Below are 17,761 nucleotides of genomic sequence, written 5' to 3' on the forward strand. Positions count from 1 at the left end.
ACAGGAAAGAAGCCGATTATTACGGTCGTGGAACAATGAAAGGCTGTTGTCAAAAGCGTCTAATGCTTATGAAGCAAGATACCAAACGGCAGTTGTTAAAGGTAGATAAAGAAGCAAGTGCCGCAAGAGAAAAGGCATATCAGGATTATGTTATGCAGTATGAGATGGCGGTTGCAAAGCAACAGAGTGAAGCGTGGAGAAAAGCGATAGATGGAGTGCCGGATAGTTTAAGAATGTTGTTGGAAATAAATAATACTGAAAATGTGCCGGAATATTCAGAAAAACAAAAAAAGCAATATAACGATGCAATCAAGGCTTATGATCATACCGGTAACGGTGTAAGCTGGTCGCAGTTTGAATGGAAAACTTACGATACACAGATGACAGTCACATTTGAGGATTCGGTGAAAGTTGAAAGTATTTCAAAAGGAATGAATGTGATAAATGGGTAGATGCAATGGTAAATAGGAGGGACATAAATGGCAGGTATAAATGTGAATGGTATAGGAAGAAATCCGTATGCTGACAGTTACTTAACTTCTGCAAAAAACAGAAGTAATACTACATCAAAAGATACTTTTGTAAATGCGGTGAAGAAAGTAGAGGAAAGTAAAAATTCAGCGGATACAAGTAATGTGATGTATCCGGGAGATGTGACGATTGATTATCCACCTCGGATAAACAATGCTGTAAACAATAGCGTGGTTTCTGAAAAATCAAAAGATGAGATGTCACTGGATGAGTATAAACAATGGGTTATGAATCAAATATCCCAATTTCCCGTAAGCGGATGGGTTCGTTCCACATTTTCTTCAGGGTCGATTGTGATTAAGGAAGAAGCTTTTGAAAGAATGAAAAATGATCCTGAATATGAGAACTATGTTTTGAACAGAGTTCGTTCAGCATATTCCGTTCAAGGCTTGCCGGTAGGATCAAATAATGTTAGTTTTGATGTTATTGGAGCGTCACCAGAAGAATGTTACGGTTATGCAGGTCCAGTAGGAAAGAGTGGATCAGAAACAGCGAATGACGGAGAATCTTGGTGGGAGAAGCGCCACGAAAGAATGGAAGAACTTATGAAAGAACAGGAAAAGGAAGCAGTAAAAAGAGCACAGGCAAGACGAAAAGCTGTACAAAACGAATATCTAAATAGCCAGTTGGCGACGGCAGCATATGAGAAAAGCAGTATTATTTTACCGGATAATCCTGTTATACTGTAGGCTCATCTTTTGACAGGAAAGCATAAGAATACAGGTAAGATATTTTTCGGGAGGAAGGATAAGAAATGGAAATAAACAGTAATCATTCTACATATGGGGCGGCATTTCGTCAAAAACCGATTTTTTTCATGTCTGGAAAGGAAACAGTGGCATTTTTTGAAGGGAAACTGAAGAAAAATATGACACTTCAGGAAGATTCCTGTACACTTGGCAGCAATGACACTTATCGCAGACAGCATACCACTTATGAGGTTTCGGACAAGAAGAAGGGAAGTACGTTTCTGGATCTGGATTTTCTGATTAAGGACGAAACCAGCAGTCTGAAAGGAAATCTCAGTGATAAAAAGGATGTGGATTTCTACAACTTTTCCATTCCATTTAATCGAACCATACAGAATTATTTTGGGGTTCAAATATACATGGACATGCCGGAAGGCTGTGATTATGACCTCACCTTATATGATGAATATGGCAATCAGGTCGGAAAGGCAGAATGGGACGGGGAAGGACGTAAAACACTGACCATCCCGAACTGGGATACAAATACCAATAAATATTGTATCAAAATAGAAAACAAAAATGGGGAAGAAGTTTCTCCGCATGATTATTATAAAATCAGTTTCAAGGTTACGGAAAATAAAGAACAGGAAAAGACCGATGCCATAAGGGAGGCATTCGGGAACCTTCACGGTGCATACAGCCGGAAAGATGAAAATTGGAGGGAATACCTCGACAAATATAATGAAGTCCTGATGGATACAGAGAAAAATTATACAAAAGAAATGGAGAAATTCCACCAGAAGCAGTTTGAAAGTCTGCCGGAAGAAAAGAAATACAAAGGCGGGCGCACAGTGGATGAATTGTTGCAGGACATGGCGGAAGGAAAGACACTGGATGATGCGGAAATGGAGTATGTGAAGATTTTTGCCAATCTGAAAGATTTTGAGAAAGCACAGCAGAAGGCGGAACTGAAACATGATTTTTCCGAGGATTTTGTAAAGGATCTGGAAAGCAAAGGTATCTCCCGTGATGAGCTGGAGGGAATGCAGATAAAGATTGAAAGCAATGGGAATGTAACAGTGAGCGGTATCGAAGATAAAGAAGTCCGGGAACAGGTTCAGAAACTGGTAGAGGAAAAGTACAGTGACCGGATGTATCAGTATTACACAGGAATTGCTGACAGTGTGGGAAATCTGTCGTCCAATACCTACCAGTATGCCACGGATGTGCAGGAAGTCAGGCGTTACTTAAAAGGGGTTACGGGAGAAGATATTTCTCTGGAGAACCTTTACCTGACACCAGACGGAAAGATTGGCGGGCTGCCGGGAAAAGCTGCTAATCTGATTAACAAAACAAAGGACAATGCCAAGATAGAGCGGATAAAGGATGCATTGATAAATATTATAGGACATAACCGGACAAGCGGTGATCTGGGGATTCCAGACTTTACTTCGGAGTTTCAATTCAGTAATGGTGCTTTTTCTGTGGCAGACAGTGGTATTACGGTGGATATGGCGGCATTGGATAGAAGGCTGACGCCACAACCGCATGATAACATGTATTCGGATATGTATGCGTATAGTTTCAGGAAAGTATTATGATTATGAAAAGTAATTATACACAAGGAGAATGAATAGATGGTAATAACCCGCACAGTAGAGATGCATGCGCAGCTTGTGGGATATGATTTTAAGAAAAAAGGTTTACCCACTGATAAAAATATTGCAGTAGAAAATAGTAAAGTTTCCAATGATTATTTCTGGAAAACAAATAAATATACGGATCAGGATGAGTTTGGAAGAACACTGGATCTGACGGCACTTATCAATAAGCCGGACGGATATTTAAAGGGAAGTTTATCGGATACGGAGGATGTGGACTATTACGAATTCAATATTACAGAGTACCGGGCATTAAGTTTCGCGAAGGATACCTATAATAAGGATATTACGATCACTTTAGATCATATACCGGAAATAATGTATATAAAGTTGATGATTTAGGCAGATATTATATGTTTGCATAAGATATATATACAAGTATGAAACTATAAAAATATAGTATGTTTTATGTGGTAAAAATATTGTATTTATGAGACTTTTGGTATTTCACAAATACCTAAGAAAAAATAAAGTAGAGGAGAGTGTATATTATGAATATTGATTACAGTCAGTTTTACAGAGGAACAACGAATATTCCCTCATACGGGAATGGTATATATAAGAAAGACACCCTTGTAAAGTATGAATTTAACACTACAGATGAACATGGCAATAAGATTATGGACAAGATGTCAAGGGAAGAAACCCTGCAGGCGATGAAGGACATCGGTTCGCAGTATGGAGATGCGGTTATTGTTGAATTTTCGGGAGATGGAATGGCTGCACTTGTGGAAAACAAGAAAGGTATAGTGGATGCCAATGTAACACAGGAGCAGCGGGAATCAATGGAGGCGAGAAATGCAGCGTTTCAAAAAGAAATTACGCAGGTTGATAACCTACTAGAACTTCCGGCATATTCCGGAATGTATGGTGCAGACAAGGCGGTTGCATCTGCGGTGGAGAACTGCAGCAAAGAGGAACAGGGATTTGTGTATGATATCATCCGTCAGAATTTCCTTGTTGGAAATACTGGCTCTATGACAGAGGAAGAACGGCAGGCAAATATTTCACTTGGTATGAAAAAAGCGGAATATGCGGCAGAGAATTTTATCCCGGAAGATAGCAGAAAACCATTTTTGGAAGCAATGGAGTCTATCGCAAAGCTTGCGAGCGCAGGAAAAGCTGACAATAACGGAAATATGGACTATGGAGTAGGGAAAGGTACATATCTTGGACATGGTAGCAATCTTGTAAAGACTACAAATGCGCTTGATATGATGAGGACGATGGACGGCAGTGCATACACGGAATATCAGAAGATTAGTAAAGAAAGCAGCAATGAGGACAGACAGCTTAATGCATTAAAATACCTTACAAATTGGTATGAAGGGGCAGTGAAAAAGAATCCTTCGATGGTTGATAATTACGAAAAGCAGTCGGAGGAATATGTGGAGAAAAATGTAAAAGATCAGAAGCTGGATGCAACTTTTTCAGATATAAAGACAGAGAATAAAGCGGCTTTTTTTGAAAGTCTGAAAGTGTTCCAGAATAATAATCCTAATTTTCTCTCATCTATCATAAATCGGGAGCTGGCATCTAAATTTTGGAGCATTTGATAAACGTAGATTGGAAAAGTTATAATTGCTCGGAAAATGGAAGATAACAACAATAAAGTGTAGAGTGTGCCTTTCACATAGGGACACTTGTTACAAGCAATATTGTAAATGATACAAGTGGAGATTAAGGCACAAATATGATAAAAAAAAATATACATCTTGGGGATGAACCAGCTCTATGTAAGTTATATGTCAATCGCTATCATATTGTGTTCGCTTCTGATGTGCGTAGCAAAATTATTGAAACAGGAGGTAAAGGTAAGATGAAGAAAGCAGAAAAGATTACAATCAAGGTATTGAAAGTAGTGGAGAGAATTGCCCGGAATGAAGTGGAAAAAACAGTTCTTGGCAGGACGGCAGAGTGTTCAGCGATTTATCACCAGCCGAAAAGACCGAAGAAAAGGGGAAACTAGGTCAGAATAATGAAATATTTTGTGGAGTGTTGCGGTTGTGATTATCGTAATGGCAAAACAAAAGGAGTAAGATAACTCCAATAAATCAATTAAAGGTTACTGCTTGGGCTTCGGATGGAGAGAGCAGGTACGGTTCTGACTGACAGAAGAACCGTGGAAAGGAGTTAATATGGGATTAGGCGTTGAAAATTCAGTTAATGCTTATAATCAGAATTATAGGTATCAACAGAATAAGACGACAGGGCAAGCCAATCATTTAGATTTCAATAAGATTTTATCTGCTAAAGAGGGTGATAATACAGAGAAAGTACAGAAGCCAAATGAAAATAGTGTTTCAAAAGTAGATACCTACACTGAATATTTAAAGGCTAAATATGGGAATATAATGATCCAAAATGTTGGAAGTGATCAAAAGAGTATGGATTCATTGGGGACGGGGACATATGGGATGAATAATATTGTGATTGCACCCAATGTTTTGGAAACAATGGCAAATGATCCCAAAAAAGCAGCTTATTACGAAAAGATGATACAGGATTTTTTTGCTTCGCAGTCAACTGTGAAGGCGCAGATGGCAGTCGGGGGGTTTGAGATTCAATCTTATGGTATGGTTATTCACCCGGATGGAACTGCACACTATTATGTTTGTGGAGATGTTTCACCAGAAAAAAAAGCAAAGATAGAGGCGCAAATGAAAGCTGAAGATGAAGAGAAGGCTAAACGGCGTAGACAATATTTAGAGCGCAGTGAGGAGGCGGCAGAAAAGCGCAGACAGATAGAAGAGATTAATATGCAAAAGAGTAAAAAAGATGCGGCTTTTGATGATAATATATCGGCTGTTAATGTATTATCGGAAGTAGATAGGGCGGTTGCCATAGCTGCTTATGAAAATATTGCCAATACTTTTAATGAAAACATAATAAAAAGTACAATTGATAATTGAGGACTTTACTGACTATATCAACTTATAATAATCGATATATAATATTATACTAGGAGGTAATTAAATGCGTATTGGTTCGGGAGTGCAAAGTGCATCGGAAGTATTTGGAAAGCAGCAAAATAATAGCAAAACATATGTTGCCGAAAATGAGGCATTTTCTCAGACATCAGTGAAGGTGTATTTAAAGACGGATGATATGTTGTTTTCAGGTGGAAATGGAACAGGACTTTCGTTTTATATTAAATACGCAGAAGAGTCAACAGAGGATAATCCTGTAGTGATAGCCAAAGGCGTTGACGAAAATGGAAAAGAATTTGAAGAAAAGATTAACATTAATGATATTAATTTGAGAAATGCTTCTTATGTTGAAATGAGTGCTTTGGAGGCATATTATAACGTCGACAAGGGGAATAGTCTCAGTTCTTTTCCGCAAGAAACTGGGTGTATGGGATTAAATGACAGATGCGACCTTATATCCAGCTTTGAAAAGGTTATACAGGATATGAATAAATTAGGAAGGTATGATTTGCAGATGTTTTATATGCGAAATATGAATACTTATCTAAATGCAAGCAGTAAGCATAAATAGGGCTTAGTTATTTGAATATAGTAGAAAAAGTAAGCTTGGACTCCATAGGAGAGAGCAGGTGCGGTTCCGACTGACAGAAGAACCGTGGAAAGTTAATATGGGATTAGGTGTTGAAAACACTTTTATCCAAAAAAGTTGAGGCAGAAACTGGACTGGCATATAGAGAAAATTTTGAGCTGATTGGAGGAACAGAAATATGAACATTGGTTCTGGTATGAATACCGTATCTTCACTGTACGGTCAACAAAAAGGTAATCATATGAAAACGCCTGCATCTGGGGAAAAGACATTTTATACGGCAGAAACACCGAAGGTATATCAGATATTCACAACAGATAATATGTTGTGGACAGGAGGTAATGGTACAGGTCTTTCTTATTGCCTTAAATATGCGGATGATTCGACGGATGAAAATCCTGTAGTGTTAGCGAAAGGTGTGGATGAAAATGGAAAAGAGTTTGAACAAAGAATATATATAAATGACGTTAATCCATCAAATGCTACAGTAGTCGAAATGCGTGCATTGGAGGCACATTACAAAGTGGAAAAGCAGGGAGGTTTCACGTCTCTGCCACTTGAAGCTGGTAATATGGGACTTAACGACAGAAGAGATTTTATCGCAATGTTCAAAAAAAGCATAGAAGATTTAAACAAATTGGGAAGGTTTGACTTATCGTTGCTTTGGACGAAAAGTATGGATACATATCTTGATCTGACAAGTGCAAATAGTAAGTATAAATAGTGCTTAGTCATTTGAACATAGGAAAAAAAGAGAACTTGGATTACATATCATATTGAGGCTGAGAGAAAGCCAACAGGTGACACAGTCGGAAGAACTCCGGATAATGAAGAAAAAATGTGGAAAATAAAATGAAAAAAGTTTATCGATAGGGTTTCAGTATGATTCACATGATACAGATTATAAGGTAGGTGGTATAGTATGGTTACTGTAAATAATTCTGACTATTATAATAACATTCCAGCGGGCAGGGATTTAAACAACCTGCCCAATACTTCCAGCGCTGATACAACTGTAGGATATCAATATGATGGACTTACAGAGGAGGATCGTTTCGTACAAAAAGTTTTGCAGGAGCATTATGATAAAGTGTACAAAGAAAATTTGTCTCATTCTGATCCAATGGCATATATCGAATCAAAATATTGTGATGTGACCTCACCTAATTTTTGCTCATATATGACAGAAGATCAGCGTTCCATAGCTTACCGCAATGAGAAAAGAATGTTACAAACAGGAGGAAAATATTCGGCTGGATTTGCCCGGTATGATTATGCATTAAGGAATTACAAGGATGTATATACAGGTGGTTCAAGAAGTGTTGGTTATGTACGCAATACTGACAGGGAAAAACAGTATGCCAGAAGTGTTGTAAATCAGCAAATTTCAAATCTACTTTCAAAGAATGGGATATCAATATCAAAACAGGCAGATCTGGTATTTTCTATTGACCCATATACATATCAGCTAACGGTGTCGGGAAATGCAGATAGAGATACATTATCGCAGATAGAAACATTACTGAATGAAGGGGATAATGCAAAAAATATTTGGACGCATGCGTGGATTTGTATGCATGATGCAGATAATGAAATTGTTAATTCGCAGGCAAATATGACAAAGGCAAACCAATATTCTTTATGGCATGAAGTGTATGAGACAACAGGGTATGATGCACGCAATGCGACATATAGAAATGGTACTTTTATTGCAGAGGATGGCACAGATTTACTTGCCTTGTTTAAGGAAAAGGCTAAAAATGGCGCAGGGTATGAACTTTATTCTAATAGATGGTTGGAATATGCTAAGAATGGCTGGAAAAAAGAAAATGATTTAGTATTGAAAATAGGATTTGACAGCAGTGGATTGTATGATATAGGGCAGGAAAAAGGATATGGAGCAACACAGAATATGTGGATGAAAGGTGTTAGTCAAAGTATGTTTGAAGCTAGAGTGTGATTAATGGGAATCTCTTTTTCAAATATAGGAACAGTTGGAAGGGAACAGCTAATTACTTCTGGTAGTAATGGAGAACCAAACTGGTCTTATATTCCATCGAAAGGAAAAAGTACAAAAAAAGTGAATAACAGAACCTATCAGTTTGCAGACGAAAAAACCAAAAAGCAGATTGCTTATATGAGTGGTTATTACCTTCAGACAGTGCCGCAGAGTGTCAAGGCAGCATGGCAGGAAACATTGGAAGAAACTGGTTTTAATCCATTTCAGACGGATGTAACCAGTATATTAACGCAGCTATCGGTAGAGCAGGATTTTCTGACAGGTGGTGATGACAATATTTTTGGTGAAACGAAAGAAAGTTATTTAGCAGCTATCGACAAAGTATTGGAGAGAATAGAAAATCCGCTGGCAGCCGTTACAGATGAAAGGGCAGCATATCTGCAACAGGAAAAAGAATTTTATACCGTGTTGGTATCTAAAATAAGAGAATAAAATGCCGGGAGGAATTTAAAAAATGATTGGAAGTATAGGAGCGGAGAGCCGTTATTCAACAGGTTATAACAACCTAAAACCAAATCGGAACCAGAATAAGTGGGCTGACACTTTGGCTCAGACGGTGGATAAGGAGGATATTAGCAGTAGAGCGGATATCAATCATGCTAAGAAAAGTACAGTGATGGATTCTTATCTGGCACTGTCAGGAAAAACGATAAATACTTTGAAACAGGAATATTCAGAGTACGAATCCGAAAATTATAGAATCGTACCCGATAATGAAGCTGAATGTTTTGATATATACAATAAAGACGGGGAGCGTTTGGGGGCATTTTCCTATTCTGATATAAAAATAAGACAGGATGAAACAACAGGAAAGCAGTTTTTGATTTCTGAGCATGGAACGATGAGTTACGATGCCCTGGTATTAGATGATGAATTAAAAGATGCATTGCAGAATGTAATGGATAAAGATTCGCTGGATGTGGAGACTTTGCAGGGATTTACATTAAATACACATTCAGGTACCGGCATCCAGTATTTAGTAAAAGACGGTGAACAAGGCAGAGGTGGCAAGGTTCTTCTGCAAAATGAAGCGGATCGGAAGAGGTATGAAGAATTAGCGGAGATGTATTTTGACAAATACCCTAATTTAATTGAGAGTCGGGAAGAAGGTTTTATCTGGGCTGATTTAGAGATTAGAGGAATGGCAAAACGGACAGATCAGGGAATTATATCCATAGGAGCTGATGGAATGTCATACAGTGACAATGAAAATTATAAAAACAATTGGAGTGTCCGGTTTTCTGGTTCTATGTATGAAAAGCTGTATGAATGGCTTCAGAATCACAAGGATAGCATGGAGGAAATCCATAAATTTTCTACATGGCAAAAGGTTTTTGACGAAATTGGTGGAACGTATGAAAGAGTCTGGTCGAAAGAAGAACTGGATCAGGGATATTTGAATAATTGAAAGAGGTAAAAATATGAAAATATCTAGTTATATGAATAATATGAATCCCATAATAGAAAAAAATGATGCTAAAGTTCAGAAAGAAAATAAGCAGGCAAATGAAAAACATACGATGGAACAATCCGTAAAGTTTTCTATTTCTAATGATGGAATGGAGCATTATCGCAAACATATACAGCAGAACGGGCAGGAAAGCAGGATTTCTGTATTTTGGAGCGATTGAAGATAAGGATAGGCAATTAAGCGGTTTTTTGGAAGTGCTTGTTTCCTATCATGGCATATCCAAGCTAACGATAGCAAAAATGGCTGGTGTTGAGGAAAATGATATTGACAGGCTTTTAGCCAATCCACCAGAAAAGATTGAAATCGAAGTAAAGTATAAAATTGCTGTGACGGTTATGGAACTGCGATTTTGGCTAAAAGATTGTGAATCACCGATATAATCGGGATTTGTGAGTAGAGGGCACTTATGAAAAATAAAAGTATCAATCAAGTTTCCATAATAAATGGTGAAGATGGTCCCACAAGTGTTTTTATATTTGGAGAAGCTCAAAAGCAATCTCTAAAGATTAGAATCCGAAATGCTATCTATCAATCCAGACGAAAAAGGATAGAAAAGAGAATAGCGGCCAACCCGCATACCCTTGCGGAAGTGGTGCAATACGCAAAGGATCATTATGATTTAGTGGAAATCAATCCTGCCGCAACAAATTGGATAGAACGACAGAAAAATCTAAAAGCTAGTTTGATTATGCAGCATAAACCAGAACTTTTGGGCCAAAGGAAGGATATTCCAAAACCAGATTTTCATAATGAAGAATCTGTTAAAAATTTTTTGAATGAAATGGAAATTAGAAATAAATTGATTGACCAAATGCCTGATAATGTAATTCCCATGGATTTTCATTTATATGAAATAAAAATTGGTGAGGATTTAATGGAAATAGAGGTAGATTATACCTGGAATATATTTGGAATATCTTACTCTGGAAATAAGTCGGTCATAAAAAGGTTTAAGAAAATAGCCAGAGATTTATATTGTTATTATGGTGTCAGTGAGGAGGATATAAAGAACCGGACAAAAAGATATTCTTCACTGGTAACGGAATTGAGTTCATAATTCAGAATTTTAAATAGAGGTGTATAGTAGGGTTAGTTCAGGAAGTGATTCGTTTTATTTATATGTAGAAGATGGCAATGGAAATGTTAATTATACAACAGTAAGTAAGAGTGGAACAATAACAATTAATGATTTTAATGGTTTTGATCCGTCAGGCAAGTGGAAAATATGGATTGTTACAAAAGGAACAGTTTCAACATCCACTGAAACAATAAAAGTATATTATACATATTAAAAATGTAATGTGGCTACAATTTTGTATTATAGGAGAGAGTGAAATATGAATGTAAATATTAACAATAAAAATTTATTTTCGTAAAGTTTGCTAATAAACAAATTCTTCTTTCAGAAAAATTCTTCACACAAGCAGACTGGGATTACGACCGTAGATTCTGGGTGTCAATATAGAAATAACAATTATTACTATAATAAAGATGGTGTACCTTTTTTATCAAAGGAACAGGTAGACCGTTGTATCAATGGTAAGGATTGGAAAAAGATAGTGTCTGTATCGGATAAGGTGAAGTCGGATTTAGAAAAGGTTGTAAAGCAGGATTTTATCAGTAGCAATGGTGCATATATACCAGAAGAAAGCAAGAGACATGATGTAATCAAACAGTATTTGAATACGATTCCTTCTGAACAGCGAAATTCCGCTTCGTGGACATTGAGAAGAATGGCTGGAGATTATGCTTCAAGAATGGAGACACTGGTAAAGAAAAATAATCCTGGATGGAAGCCGGGAGATGCATTTGATACAAGTATTTTAGATCAGATGGATGATACTTTTTGTGGATTAGATTTTAAAGTATAGATGTAGGTGAGAAAAATCCAACAGGTGGCATAGTTGGAAGGACTCCGAATAATGAAAGGAGATATGTTAATATGGCAGTTACAGGAATAGAAACTTATGCGTCATATACGAATCGTTATGGCGATACACAAAATGCTGGAAACAAAACGGGCAGGACATATAAGAATGCCCATGAATATAAGAACTATTTAACACAAAAATACGATTGCTTGCGAAGCAGGGATTATTCCGTAAATATAAACAGTTCTCTTTTGTCAGAGGCTATGGGAGATGAAAAGACAAAACAATGGTTGGAGTACAATTTATCGCTAATACCAAAAACAATAGAACAGTCAAGAGCTTATGTGGCAGCAGTTGTTGAAAATAATACAGGTATTGAAATAGAGCCTTTATTTGAGGAGCAGGTTGATTTTGATACATTCTCAAAGTCAGACTTCCGTGTTGTAAAGGTAAAAAATTGTGAGGCAGTACCTAAGAGTAAGAAACTTCTTAGATTTACACTTGATGATGGTACCGAGAATGAAAGAACTATTCTTTCAGGAGTACATGCATTTTACGAGCCGGAGGAACTTGTAGGTAAAACTTTACTTGCAATCGTAAATCTTCCACCACGTTCTATGATGGGAATAGATTCATGTGGTATGCTTCTTTCTGCAATTCACAATGTAAATGGAGAAGAAAAACTGAATCTGGTAATGTTAGATGATGCAATCCCAGCAGGTGCAAAATTGTATTAAGAGTATAAATGTCACATGGTTGTTAATAACTGTGTGGCATTTTATCGTTGTTGTTGATAAGGATATGAAAAGCTGTCTAAAATAGAAGGAGAGCCGGATTGCTGCTCCGACTCAATCTTCCACATGGAATACATCTTCCACCAGCATATTAAAGTACTTTGATATCCGCAGCATAAATTCGGCAGATGGGGTGCTGTCCCCACGTTCTATCCTGCCGACAGTTTTGGTGCTGTATCCGATAGCTGCGGCAAGGTCATCCTGGTAAATGCCTCGCTGTTCACGGATTTCTCTGATATTATTGGTAACCGCCATAAGAATCCCTTCTTTCAGTTCTATAGATATTTTCTTATTGTCAATTATGCAAAATAATGTTTCCGATAAAAAGGACTTGCAATTTTATCGGCAATGTCCTGTAATAGCAGAAGCATCAGATTTTCCAAGAACTTTTCCAAATATGTCTAAGCGGTCATTTTCACTAACCTTGATAGGTGCATACTTTTCATTAAGAGAGATAAGAAAAATTCCGTCTTTATCGTTTTGTAATTTCTTAATATAGGCTTCTCCGTTTAGAGCGAATATGCCGATTTCTCCATTAGCAACAGATTCCTGTTGTAATACCCATGCAATCTGACCATCATGGAATTCAGGTTCCATACTGTCACCACTAATGCGGACACCGAAAGTAGTATCTTCCGGCAGGATAGATTCATCTATGCGTACAGTCTCTTTCGGTCCGTCTACAAGGAAGTTACCGGTTCCGGCTGATACTGCATTTTCAAAAATATCAATGCTTCGGAATGGAATTATCTTAGCAGTCTGCTTTTCATACATTCCGGATGCGTGAAGCAGATTGATATAATCCATAGCTTTTTCCCTGCCCTCATCAGTAAGCGATGAGAAGGGATCAGCAGGATTTACTCCAAAATATGCTTCATACATGTTAGTAATACCAAGGATTCTACACACTTTGTAAAATATGGTAACGCTTGGTTCAGCAAGATTTCTCTCCCAGTTGGATATGGCTTTATAGGAAATAGTGATGCCTTCCTTTGCCAGTTCATCAGCGAGATCCTGCTGGAGCAAGCCTTTCTTTTTTCTATATGATGAAATGATTTCTCCGATTGAGTACATACATACGCCTCTTTTCTTTCATTTTGTTGATTTCAAATGTCTCTTTTCACTCCATAGTATATAGCAATAGTGCCAATTATTCAAGTTAAAAATCCAATATAATGAGAAAAAGGACACATGTGTCTGTTGACAGTCGATTATTCTTGGGGTTATACTATGCCCTGTAAGAGACATTACTCATATACTTGGACTAAAGATTATGGTAGTGACAGATTAAATGCAGGAGGTTATGCAGATGGGAGACAGGGTAATACTTCATTCAGATATCAACTGTTGTTATGCCTCGATTGAGCATCTGCATCATCCTGAGCTTGCAGGAAAGCCGCTGGCAGTAGGCGGTGACCCGGAGGCAAGACATGGGATTGTCTTAACAGCCGACTATATTGCTAAGAAGTACGGTGTGAAAACAGGAATGGCACTCTGGCAGGCAAAGCAGGTCTGCCCTGACATAACATTTGTTTCACCAAGAATGGACTTATATCTTCGGTTCTCAAGAATGGCACATGAGATATATGCGGAATATACGGACAGGCAGGAGCCATATGGGATTGATGAGTGCTGGCTTGATGTGACAGGGAGCAGTTCCCTTAAAGGAGATGGATTGCTCATTGCACAGGAAATCAGCAGGAGAATGAAGTCAGAGCTTGGCATCACAGTAAGTGTTGGTGTTTCTTTCAATAAGATATTTGCAAAGCTTGGTTCAGATTATAAGAAGCCTGATGCAATCACAACTATGTATAAGAGTGAGTTTAAGCAGAAGGCATGGTCACTTCCGGTGGCAGATCTTCTATACGTTGGCAAAAGTACGAACAGAAAGCTTGCATTATTTGGTATCAAAACCATAGGTGATCTTGCAAGAGCAGATGAAGATGTGCTTAACAGTCACCTTGGAAAGATGGGCAGTATCTTATGGTCGTTTGCTAATGGCTATGATGATTCACCTGTCAAGCTGGAGAATACCCACGCTCCAATCAAATCGGTGGGAAACAGCACAACGACACCAAAGGATTTAGTATGCGATGAGGATGTAAAGATTGTTCTTTATATTCTGGCTGAGAGTGTTGCAGCAAGACTACGTGAGAATGGATTCAGGTGCAGAGTGGTTGAGATAAGTGTCAGGGATAATGAGTTATTCTCTTTTACCCGTCAGAAAAAGATTGACCATGCAACTAATATCACCGGAGAGATAGCTGCATATGCTTATCAGATATTTAAGGAAAACTATAACTGGAGCAAACCAATCCGCAGTGTTGGTGTCCGAGGTGCAGACTTAGTAACAGATAATTATTGGGAACAGATTGATTTGTTCTCAAATGTGGAGAAGCGTGAAAAGCAGATGAAGATGGATTCAGCGGTGGATGAGATACGCAGAAGATTTGGATTTTACAGTATCCAGAGGGGACTCATGTACCGGGACAGGATTCTGTCGGCAGTCAATGCAAAAGAAGAACACACAGTACATCCACATGGATACTTTTCAGGTTAGCAACGAGAAGTACCAATAGAGTAAAAAAGAGGGAGGCGGAACATGAGCGAAGCAGCAAGAATTGATCTGGTAGACAGAGCACCATTGACGGAGAAGCAGCAGAATGTGTATGAAAGCATTTTGCAATATCAGCGTGTGAATGGTTATGCTCCTACTATCAGGGAGATATGCAAGATGGTAGGGGTGGCATCGACTTCAAGTGTTTATGCACATCTGAAAATATTAGAAGAAAAAGGCTATATAGCAAGGAAGATGGATGCTTCCAGAGCAATAGCAATCTTGTAAGGAAGGTGATTACATTGAGCAATAAGGTATATGTTGATGTACTTGCAGAGTTTTCAAAGGACGGACTGCTCATTCCCAAAGAGATAACGTGGGAAGATGGCAGAAAGTATGAGATTACACGAGTAAAAGACAAGCGCAGAGCTGCCAGTACAAGGGCTGGCGGCGTTGGAGAGCGTTATACCTGTGTGGTAGATGGAAAGGAAATATTCCTTTTCTATGAAGATAACAATATGTGGTTTATGGAAAGAGCCGGAGCCTGATGTGATTGTGTGCTGACAGCACAATTCATATCAGTTGGCTTTAGATCAGCAAAGCCGGGGAATGTGCAGACATTCATCGGAACTCCCGGCAAAAGGCTTGCAAAGGTGATTTCCCTTTCCTTTACGAGTACAGAATTGTAGATTGATGATTTTGTATGAATAAGGAGCGAACTGAATTGAACAAAGGAAATGTTATAGAAATTAGATGTAAAAAATGTAAAAAGAGATTTTTTGATTACTTGATAAATGATGATAAAAGCAGCGACATGGAAGTTGTGATGAATGGAATCAGTCTTAAATGCGAACGCTGTGATCGCGTTATGGTTATGAAGAAGTATACACAGGGATATTTAATCAGCCATAGCAAAAATGGAGTATTTAAGATATAAATTGAATTATGGCTCACCTGATAAGGGCGGCATATTTCGTAAAAGCTATACAGAGTGTAGTGAAATAATGTCAAGCACCAGAGACGCAGGGAAATAAGGTAACTTAGTTACTTTGTTTCTCTGCGTTTTGTTTTTTGTTATGTAAGAAATTGTTATATTTTCCAATGTATTCAGATGATATTTAGAAAATGCAAAATTTGTCGCAATGTGTTGACAAAACTGGATAAAAATGGTAATGTACAAGTTACAATTGAATATTGAGAACTGTCTAAAATCAAAGGAACAAATATTAAACTTAAAGAAATGTAATTTAGATTAATAAGAATGAATATTTGAAATGTATAAAATGGTTTAAAAATATGCCGGAAAAATTGATAGAAGAGTGATAGAAAAAAGATTAGGCAAAGTACGATAGAAGTTTTAATACATATTTGATTTAATAAAGAAAAAATTTAAAGACTTACATAACAAAATTAGAAAATTTTAGAAGAGTAGAAATTTAGACTTGAGAAGATTTTGTGTTTTGTTGTGGAGGTCTTTTTTTATTTACCTCCACGAAATTTAGAGAAAAGGAGGTGAAGCAGAACATGGAAATCCAAGATGAAGTCTTTGATGCAGAGCAGATGGGCAGGCAACTGAAGAAACTGCGTAATGCATCAAAACTCAGTCAGGAAAGATTTGCAGAGAGACTGGGGATGAGTAGAGACACAATCTATAATTATGAAAAGGGAAAAACAGCTATACCTCATGATCTCATAAAGAGACTTTGTCAGGAATTCAATGTATCTGCTGATTATTTCTATTTCAATATAGACAAGCCTCTGATAGAACCTATAAATATATCAGACTCATTTGATAGAACACTGCAGGAATGTACTGATTTTGAAAAGCAACAACTTATGGACATGTTGAATATTATACGAAGGAAACCAGTTGCAGTATAAAATGCGTAAAATCTTACGAAGAAATATTGATATTTCGGAAGGACGCTCCGTTTTTGGATGCGTCTTTTTTTTATACAATTTAGTCATGGTTGATGACCAAGCATGACAGGAACACAGATTACTGAATATAAGAGCAAACGAACACTGAATGCTGATCTGTCATTGACCATGATTGATCTATGACAACTTAATAGGACACGCATATCCCACGAACTTATATCGCCTTGTCTATGACAGGGTGGCAGAATCCCATTTCGTGCGATGACTATCCTCGGAGCTGCAGCCGATTATGAGAAACGTGACAGCAGGAGCCTTTAAGGATAAGAGCAGAGGGTTGTGCCTACCGGATTAGCAGCCGGAGGTAATGAGATAATAAGTGCACCTGAATTTCAGCAAAATGCATTTTCAGAGAGTGGCTACTTTCGTAAGTCCAGATGGGCAGGAAACTACGAAGTGTTTGTGGCTGGCAAAGGATATGTTACCCGGACAGGGGAGAGCCGAGAGGTTGGGAAGATTTTTTATCTTCCCACACAAGCTGATTTATGGTCACCGACAGAAAAGAAATGTTTAGGTGTGATGGTGTGGATGGTACTGATAAGTCAGCTTATGTGAGGAGATAAAGTGCGCACAGTATCAAATCAAATATTGTTTATAAGGAGATTTTAAGATGGAAAGAGCAATTATATATTATGCAAAAACAGGATTAGAGGCTACAGATCATTTTGTGCCGGAGCTGCTTGAAAAGTATTGTAAGGATAATGGCTATG

25 protein-coding genes and 1 pseudogene are annotated in these 17,761 nt (G+C 37.8%); 24 read left to right on the plus strand and 2 right to left on the minus strand.

Annotation, left to right across the window (positions count from 1 at the left end; genetic code table 11):
• The 18 genes and pseudogenes from WMO38_RS14050 to WMO38_RS14135 all read left to right on the plus strand — a co-directional run.
• On the plus strand, positions 1-452 hold a 452-nt coding region (locus tag WMO38_RS14050; RefSeq protein ID WP_349163113.1), incomplete at its 5' end, for a hypothetical protein.
• Positions 453-479: 27 nt separating this feature from the next.
• Entirely contained in the window at positions 480-1,220 is a 741-nt protein-coding gene (locus tag WMO38_RS14055) for a hypothetical protein (protein ID WP_349163114.1), read from the plus strand.
• 65 nt (positions 1,221-1,285) lie between these two features.
• A complete protein-coding gene (locus WMO38_RS14060; RefSeq protein WP_349163115.1) occupies positions 1,286-2,821 on the plus strand; it encodes a hypothetical protein in 1,536 nt (511 codons plus the stop codon).
• 36 nt (positions 2,822-2,857) lie between these two features.
• Complete coding sequence (locus tag WMO38_RS14065; RefSeq protein ID WP_262624004.1) at positions 2,858-3,223, plus strand: hypothetical protein; 366 nt, start codon at positions 2,858-2,860, stop codon at positions 3,221-3,223.
• A gap of 149 nt (positions 3,224-3,372) precedes the next feature.
• Positions 3,373-4,437, plus strand: coding sequence for a hypothetical protein (locus WMO38_RS14070; protein ID WP_349163116.1), 1,065 nt, complete (start codon positions 3,373-3,375; stop codon positions 4,435-4,437).
• Between the two features lie 137 nt (positions 4,438-4,574).
• Positions 4,575-4,850, plus strand: coding sequence for an AgrD family cyclic lactone autoinducer peptide (locus WMO38_RS14075; RefSeq protein ID WP_349163117.1), 276 nt, complete (start codon positions 4,575-4,577; stop codon positions 4,848-4,850).
• A gap of 169 nt (positions 4,851-5,019) precedes the next feature.
• Entirely contained in the window at positions 5,020-5,793 is a 774-nt protein-coding gene (locus WMO38_RS14080; protein WP_118542376.1) for a DUF6033 family protein, read from the plus strand.
• Positions 5,794-5,857: 64 nt separating this feature from the next.
• A complete protein-coding gene (locus WMO38_RS14085; protein WP_118088395.1) occupies positions 5,858-6,382 on the plus strand; it encodes a hypothetical protein in 525 nt (174 codons plus the stop codon).
• Between the two features lie 196 nt (positions 6,383-6,578).
• Positions 6,579-7,124, plus strand: coding sequence for a hypothetical protein (locus WMO38_RS14090; RefSeq protein ID WP_262624002.1), 546 nt, complete (start codon positions 6,579-6,581; stop codon positions 7,122-7,124).
• A gap of 198 nt (positions 7,125-7,322) precedes the next feature.
• Positions 7,323-8,360 carry a DUF4885 family protein gene (locus WMO38_RS14095; RefSeq protein WP_349163118.1) on the plus strand — a complete coding sequence of 346 codons (1,038 nt, stop codon included), beginning with the start codon at positions 7,323-7,325 and terminating at the stop codon, positions 8,358-8,360.
• 3 nt (positions 8,361-8,363) lie between these two features.
• Positions 8,364-8,852 carry a hypothetical protein gene (locus WMO38_RS14100; RefSeq protein WP_349163119.1) on the plus strand — a complete coding sequence of 163 codons (489 nt, stop codon included), beginning with the start codon at positions 8,364-8,366 and terminating at the stop codon, positions 8,850-8,852.
• A gap of 22 nt (positions 8,853-8,874) precedes the next feature.
• Positions 8,875-9,828, plus strand: coding sequence for a hypothetical protein (locus WMO38_RS14105; RefSeq protein WP_349163120.1), 954 nt, complete (start codon positions 8,875-8,877; stop codon positions 9,826-9,828).
• Positions 9,829-9,841: 13 nt separating this feature from the next.
• On the plus strand, positions 9,842-10,051 hold the full coding sequence (locus tag WMO38_RS14110; protein WP_349163121.1) for a hypothetical protein: 210 nt from the start codon (positions 9,842-9,844) through the stop codon (positions 10,049-10,051).
• Entirely contained in the window at positions 9,975-10,271 is a 297-nt protein-coding gene (locus WMO38_RS14115; protein WP_349163127.1) for an HTH domain-containing protein, read from the plus strand. The genes WMO38_RS14110 and WMO38_RS14115 overlap by 77 nt, the downstream gene beginning before the upstream one ends.
• 26 nt (positions 10,272-10,297) lie before the next feature.
• Complete coding sequence (locus WMO38_RS14120) at positions 10,298-10,948, plus strand: hypothetical protein (RefSeq protein ID WP_012744349.1); 651 nt, start codon at positions 10,298-10,300, stop codon at positions 10,946-10,948.
• 19 nt (positions 10,949-10,967) lie between these two features.
• Positions 10,968-11,183 carry a hypothetical protein gene (locus WMO38_RS14125; protein ID WP_147350100.1) on the plus strand — a complete coding sequence of 72 codons (216 nt, stop codon included), beginning with the start codon at positions 10,968-10,970 and terminating at the stop codon, positions 11,181-11,183.
• Positions 11,184-11,270: 87 nt separating this feature from the next.
• Entirely contained in the window at positions 11,271-11,762 is a 492-nt protein-coding gene (locus WMO38_RS14130) for a DUF3879 family protein (RefSeq protein WP_349163122.1), read from the plus strand.
• A 374-nt stretch (positions 11,763-12,136) separates the two neighbouring features.
• Positions 12,137-12,499, plus strand: a pseudogene (locus WMO38_RS14135) (methionyl-tRNA formyltransferase); the annotation flags it as partial.
• A 111-nt stretch (positions 12,500-12,610) separates the two neighbouring features.
• Here WMO38_RS14135 and WMO38_RS14140 read toward each other — a convergent pair.
• Together WMO38_RS14140 and WMO38_RS14145 are read right to left on the minus strand one after the other, a co-directional pair.
• Entirely contained in the window at positions 12,611-12,811 is a 201-nt protein-coding gene (locus WMO38_RS14140) for a helix-turn-helix transcriptional regulator (RefSeq protein ID WP_004611564.1), read from the minus strand.
• 84 nt (positions 12,812-12,895) lie between these two features.
• Positions 12,896-13,630, minus strand: a complete 735-nt coding sequence (locus WMO38_RS14145) for a helix-turn-helix domain-containing protein (RefSeq protein ID WP_015517002.1) — start codon at positions 13,628-13,630, stop codon at positions 12,896-12,898.
• Between the two features lie 235 nt (positions 13,631-13,865).
• Here WMO38_RS14145 and dinB point away from each other — a divergent pair, with 235 nt between their 5' ends.
• The 6 genes from dinB (at position 13,866) to WMO38_RS14175 (ending at position 17,606) form a co-directional block, all read left to right on the plus strand.
• Positions 13,866-15,116 carry a DNA polymerase IV gene (gene dinB / locus WMO38_RS14150; protein WP_349163123.1) on the plus strand — a complete coding sequence of 417 codons (1,251 nt, stop codon included), beginning with the start codon at positions 13,866-13,868 and terminating at the stop codon, positions 15,114-15,116.
• Positions 15,117-15,158: 42 nt separating this feature from the next.
• Complete coding sequence (locus tag WMO38_RS14155) at positions 15,159-15,401, plus strand: LexA family protein (RefSeq protein WP_349163124.1); 243 nt, start codon at positions 15,159-15,161, stop codon at positions 15,399-15,401.
• A 5-nt stretch (positions 15,402-15,406) separates the two neighbouring features.
• On the plus strand, positions 15,407-15,661 hold the full coding sequence (locus WMO38_RS14160; protein ID WP_004611568.1) for a hypothetical protein: 255 nt from the start codon (positions 15,407-15,409) through the stop codon (positions 15,659-15,661).
• 176 nt (positions 15,662-15,837) lie between these two features.
• Positions 15,838-16,050: a hypothetical protein gene (locus WMO38_RS14165; RefSeq protein WP_349163125.1), complete on the plus strand. Its 213-nt coding sequence runs from the start codon at positions 15,838-15,840 to the stop codon at positions 16,048-16,050.
• A gap of 587 nt (positions 16,051-16,637) precedes the next feature.
• Positions 16,638-16,994, plus strand: coding sequence for a helix-turn-helix domain-containing protein (locus WMO38_RS14170; protein WP_216565109.1), 357 nt, complete (start codon positions 16,638-16,640; stop codon positions 16,992-16,994).
• A gap of 336 nt (positions 16,995-17,330) precedes the next feature.
• Entirely contained in the window at positions 17,331-17,606 is a 276-nt protein-coding gene (locus WMO38_RS14175; protein ID WP_349163126.1) for a hypothetical protein, read from the plus strand.
• Positions 17,607-17,761: the final 155 nt, after the last annotated feature.

Origin of the sequence: Lachnospira hominis (ex Hitch et al. 2025), from assembly GCF_040096395.1 — a bacterium.
Lineage (GTDB): Bacteria > Bacillota > Clostridia > Lachnospirales > Lachnospiraceae > Lachnospira > Lachnospira hominis.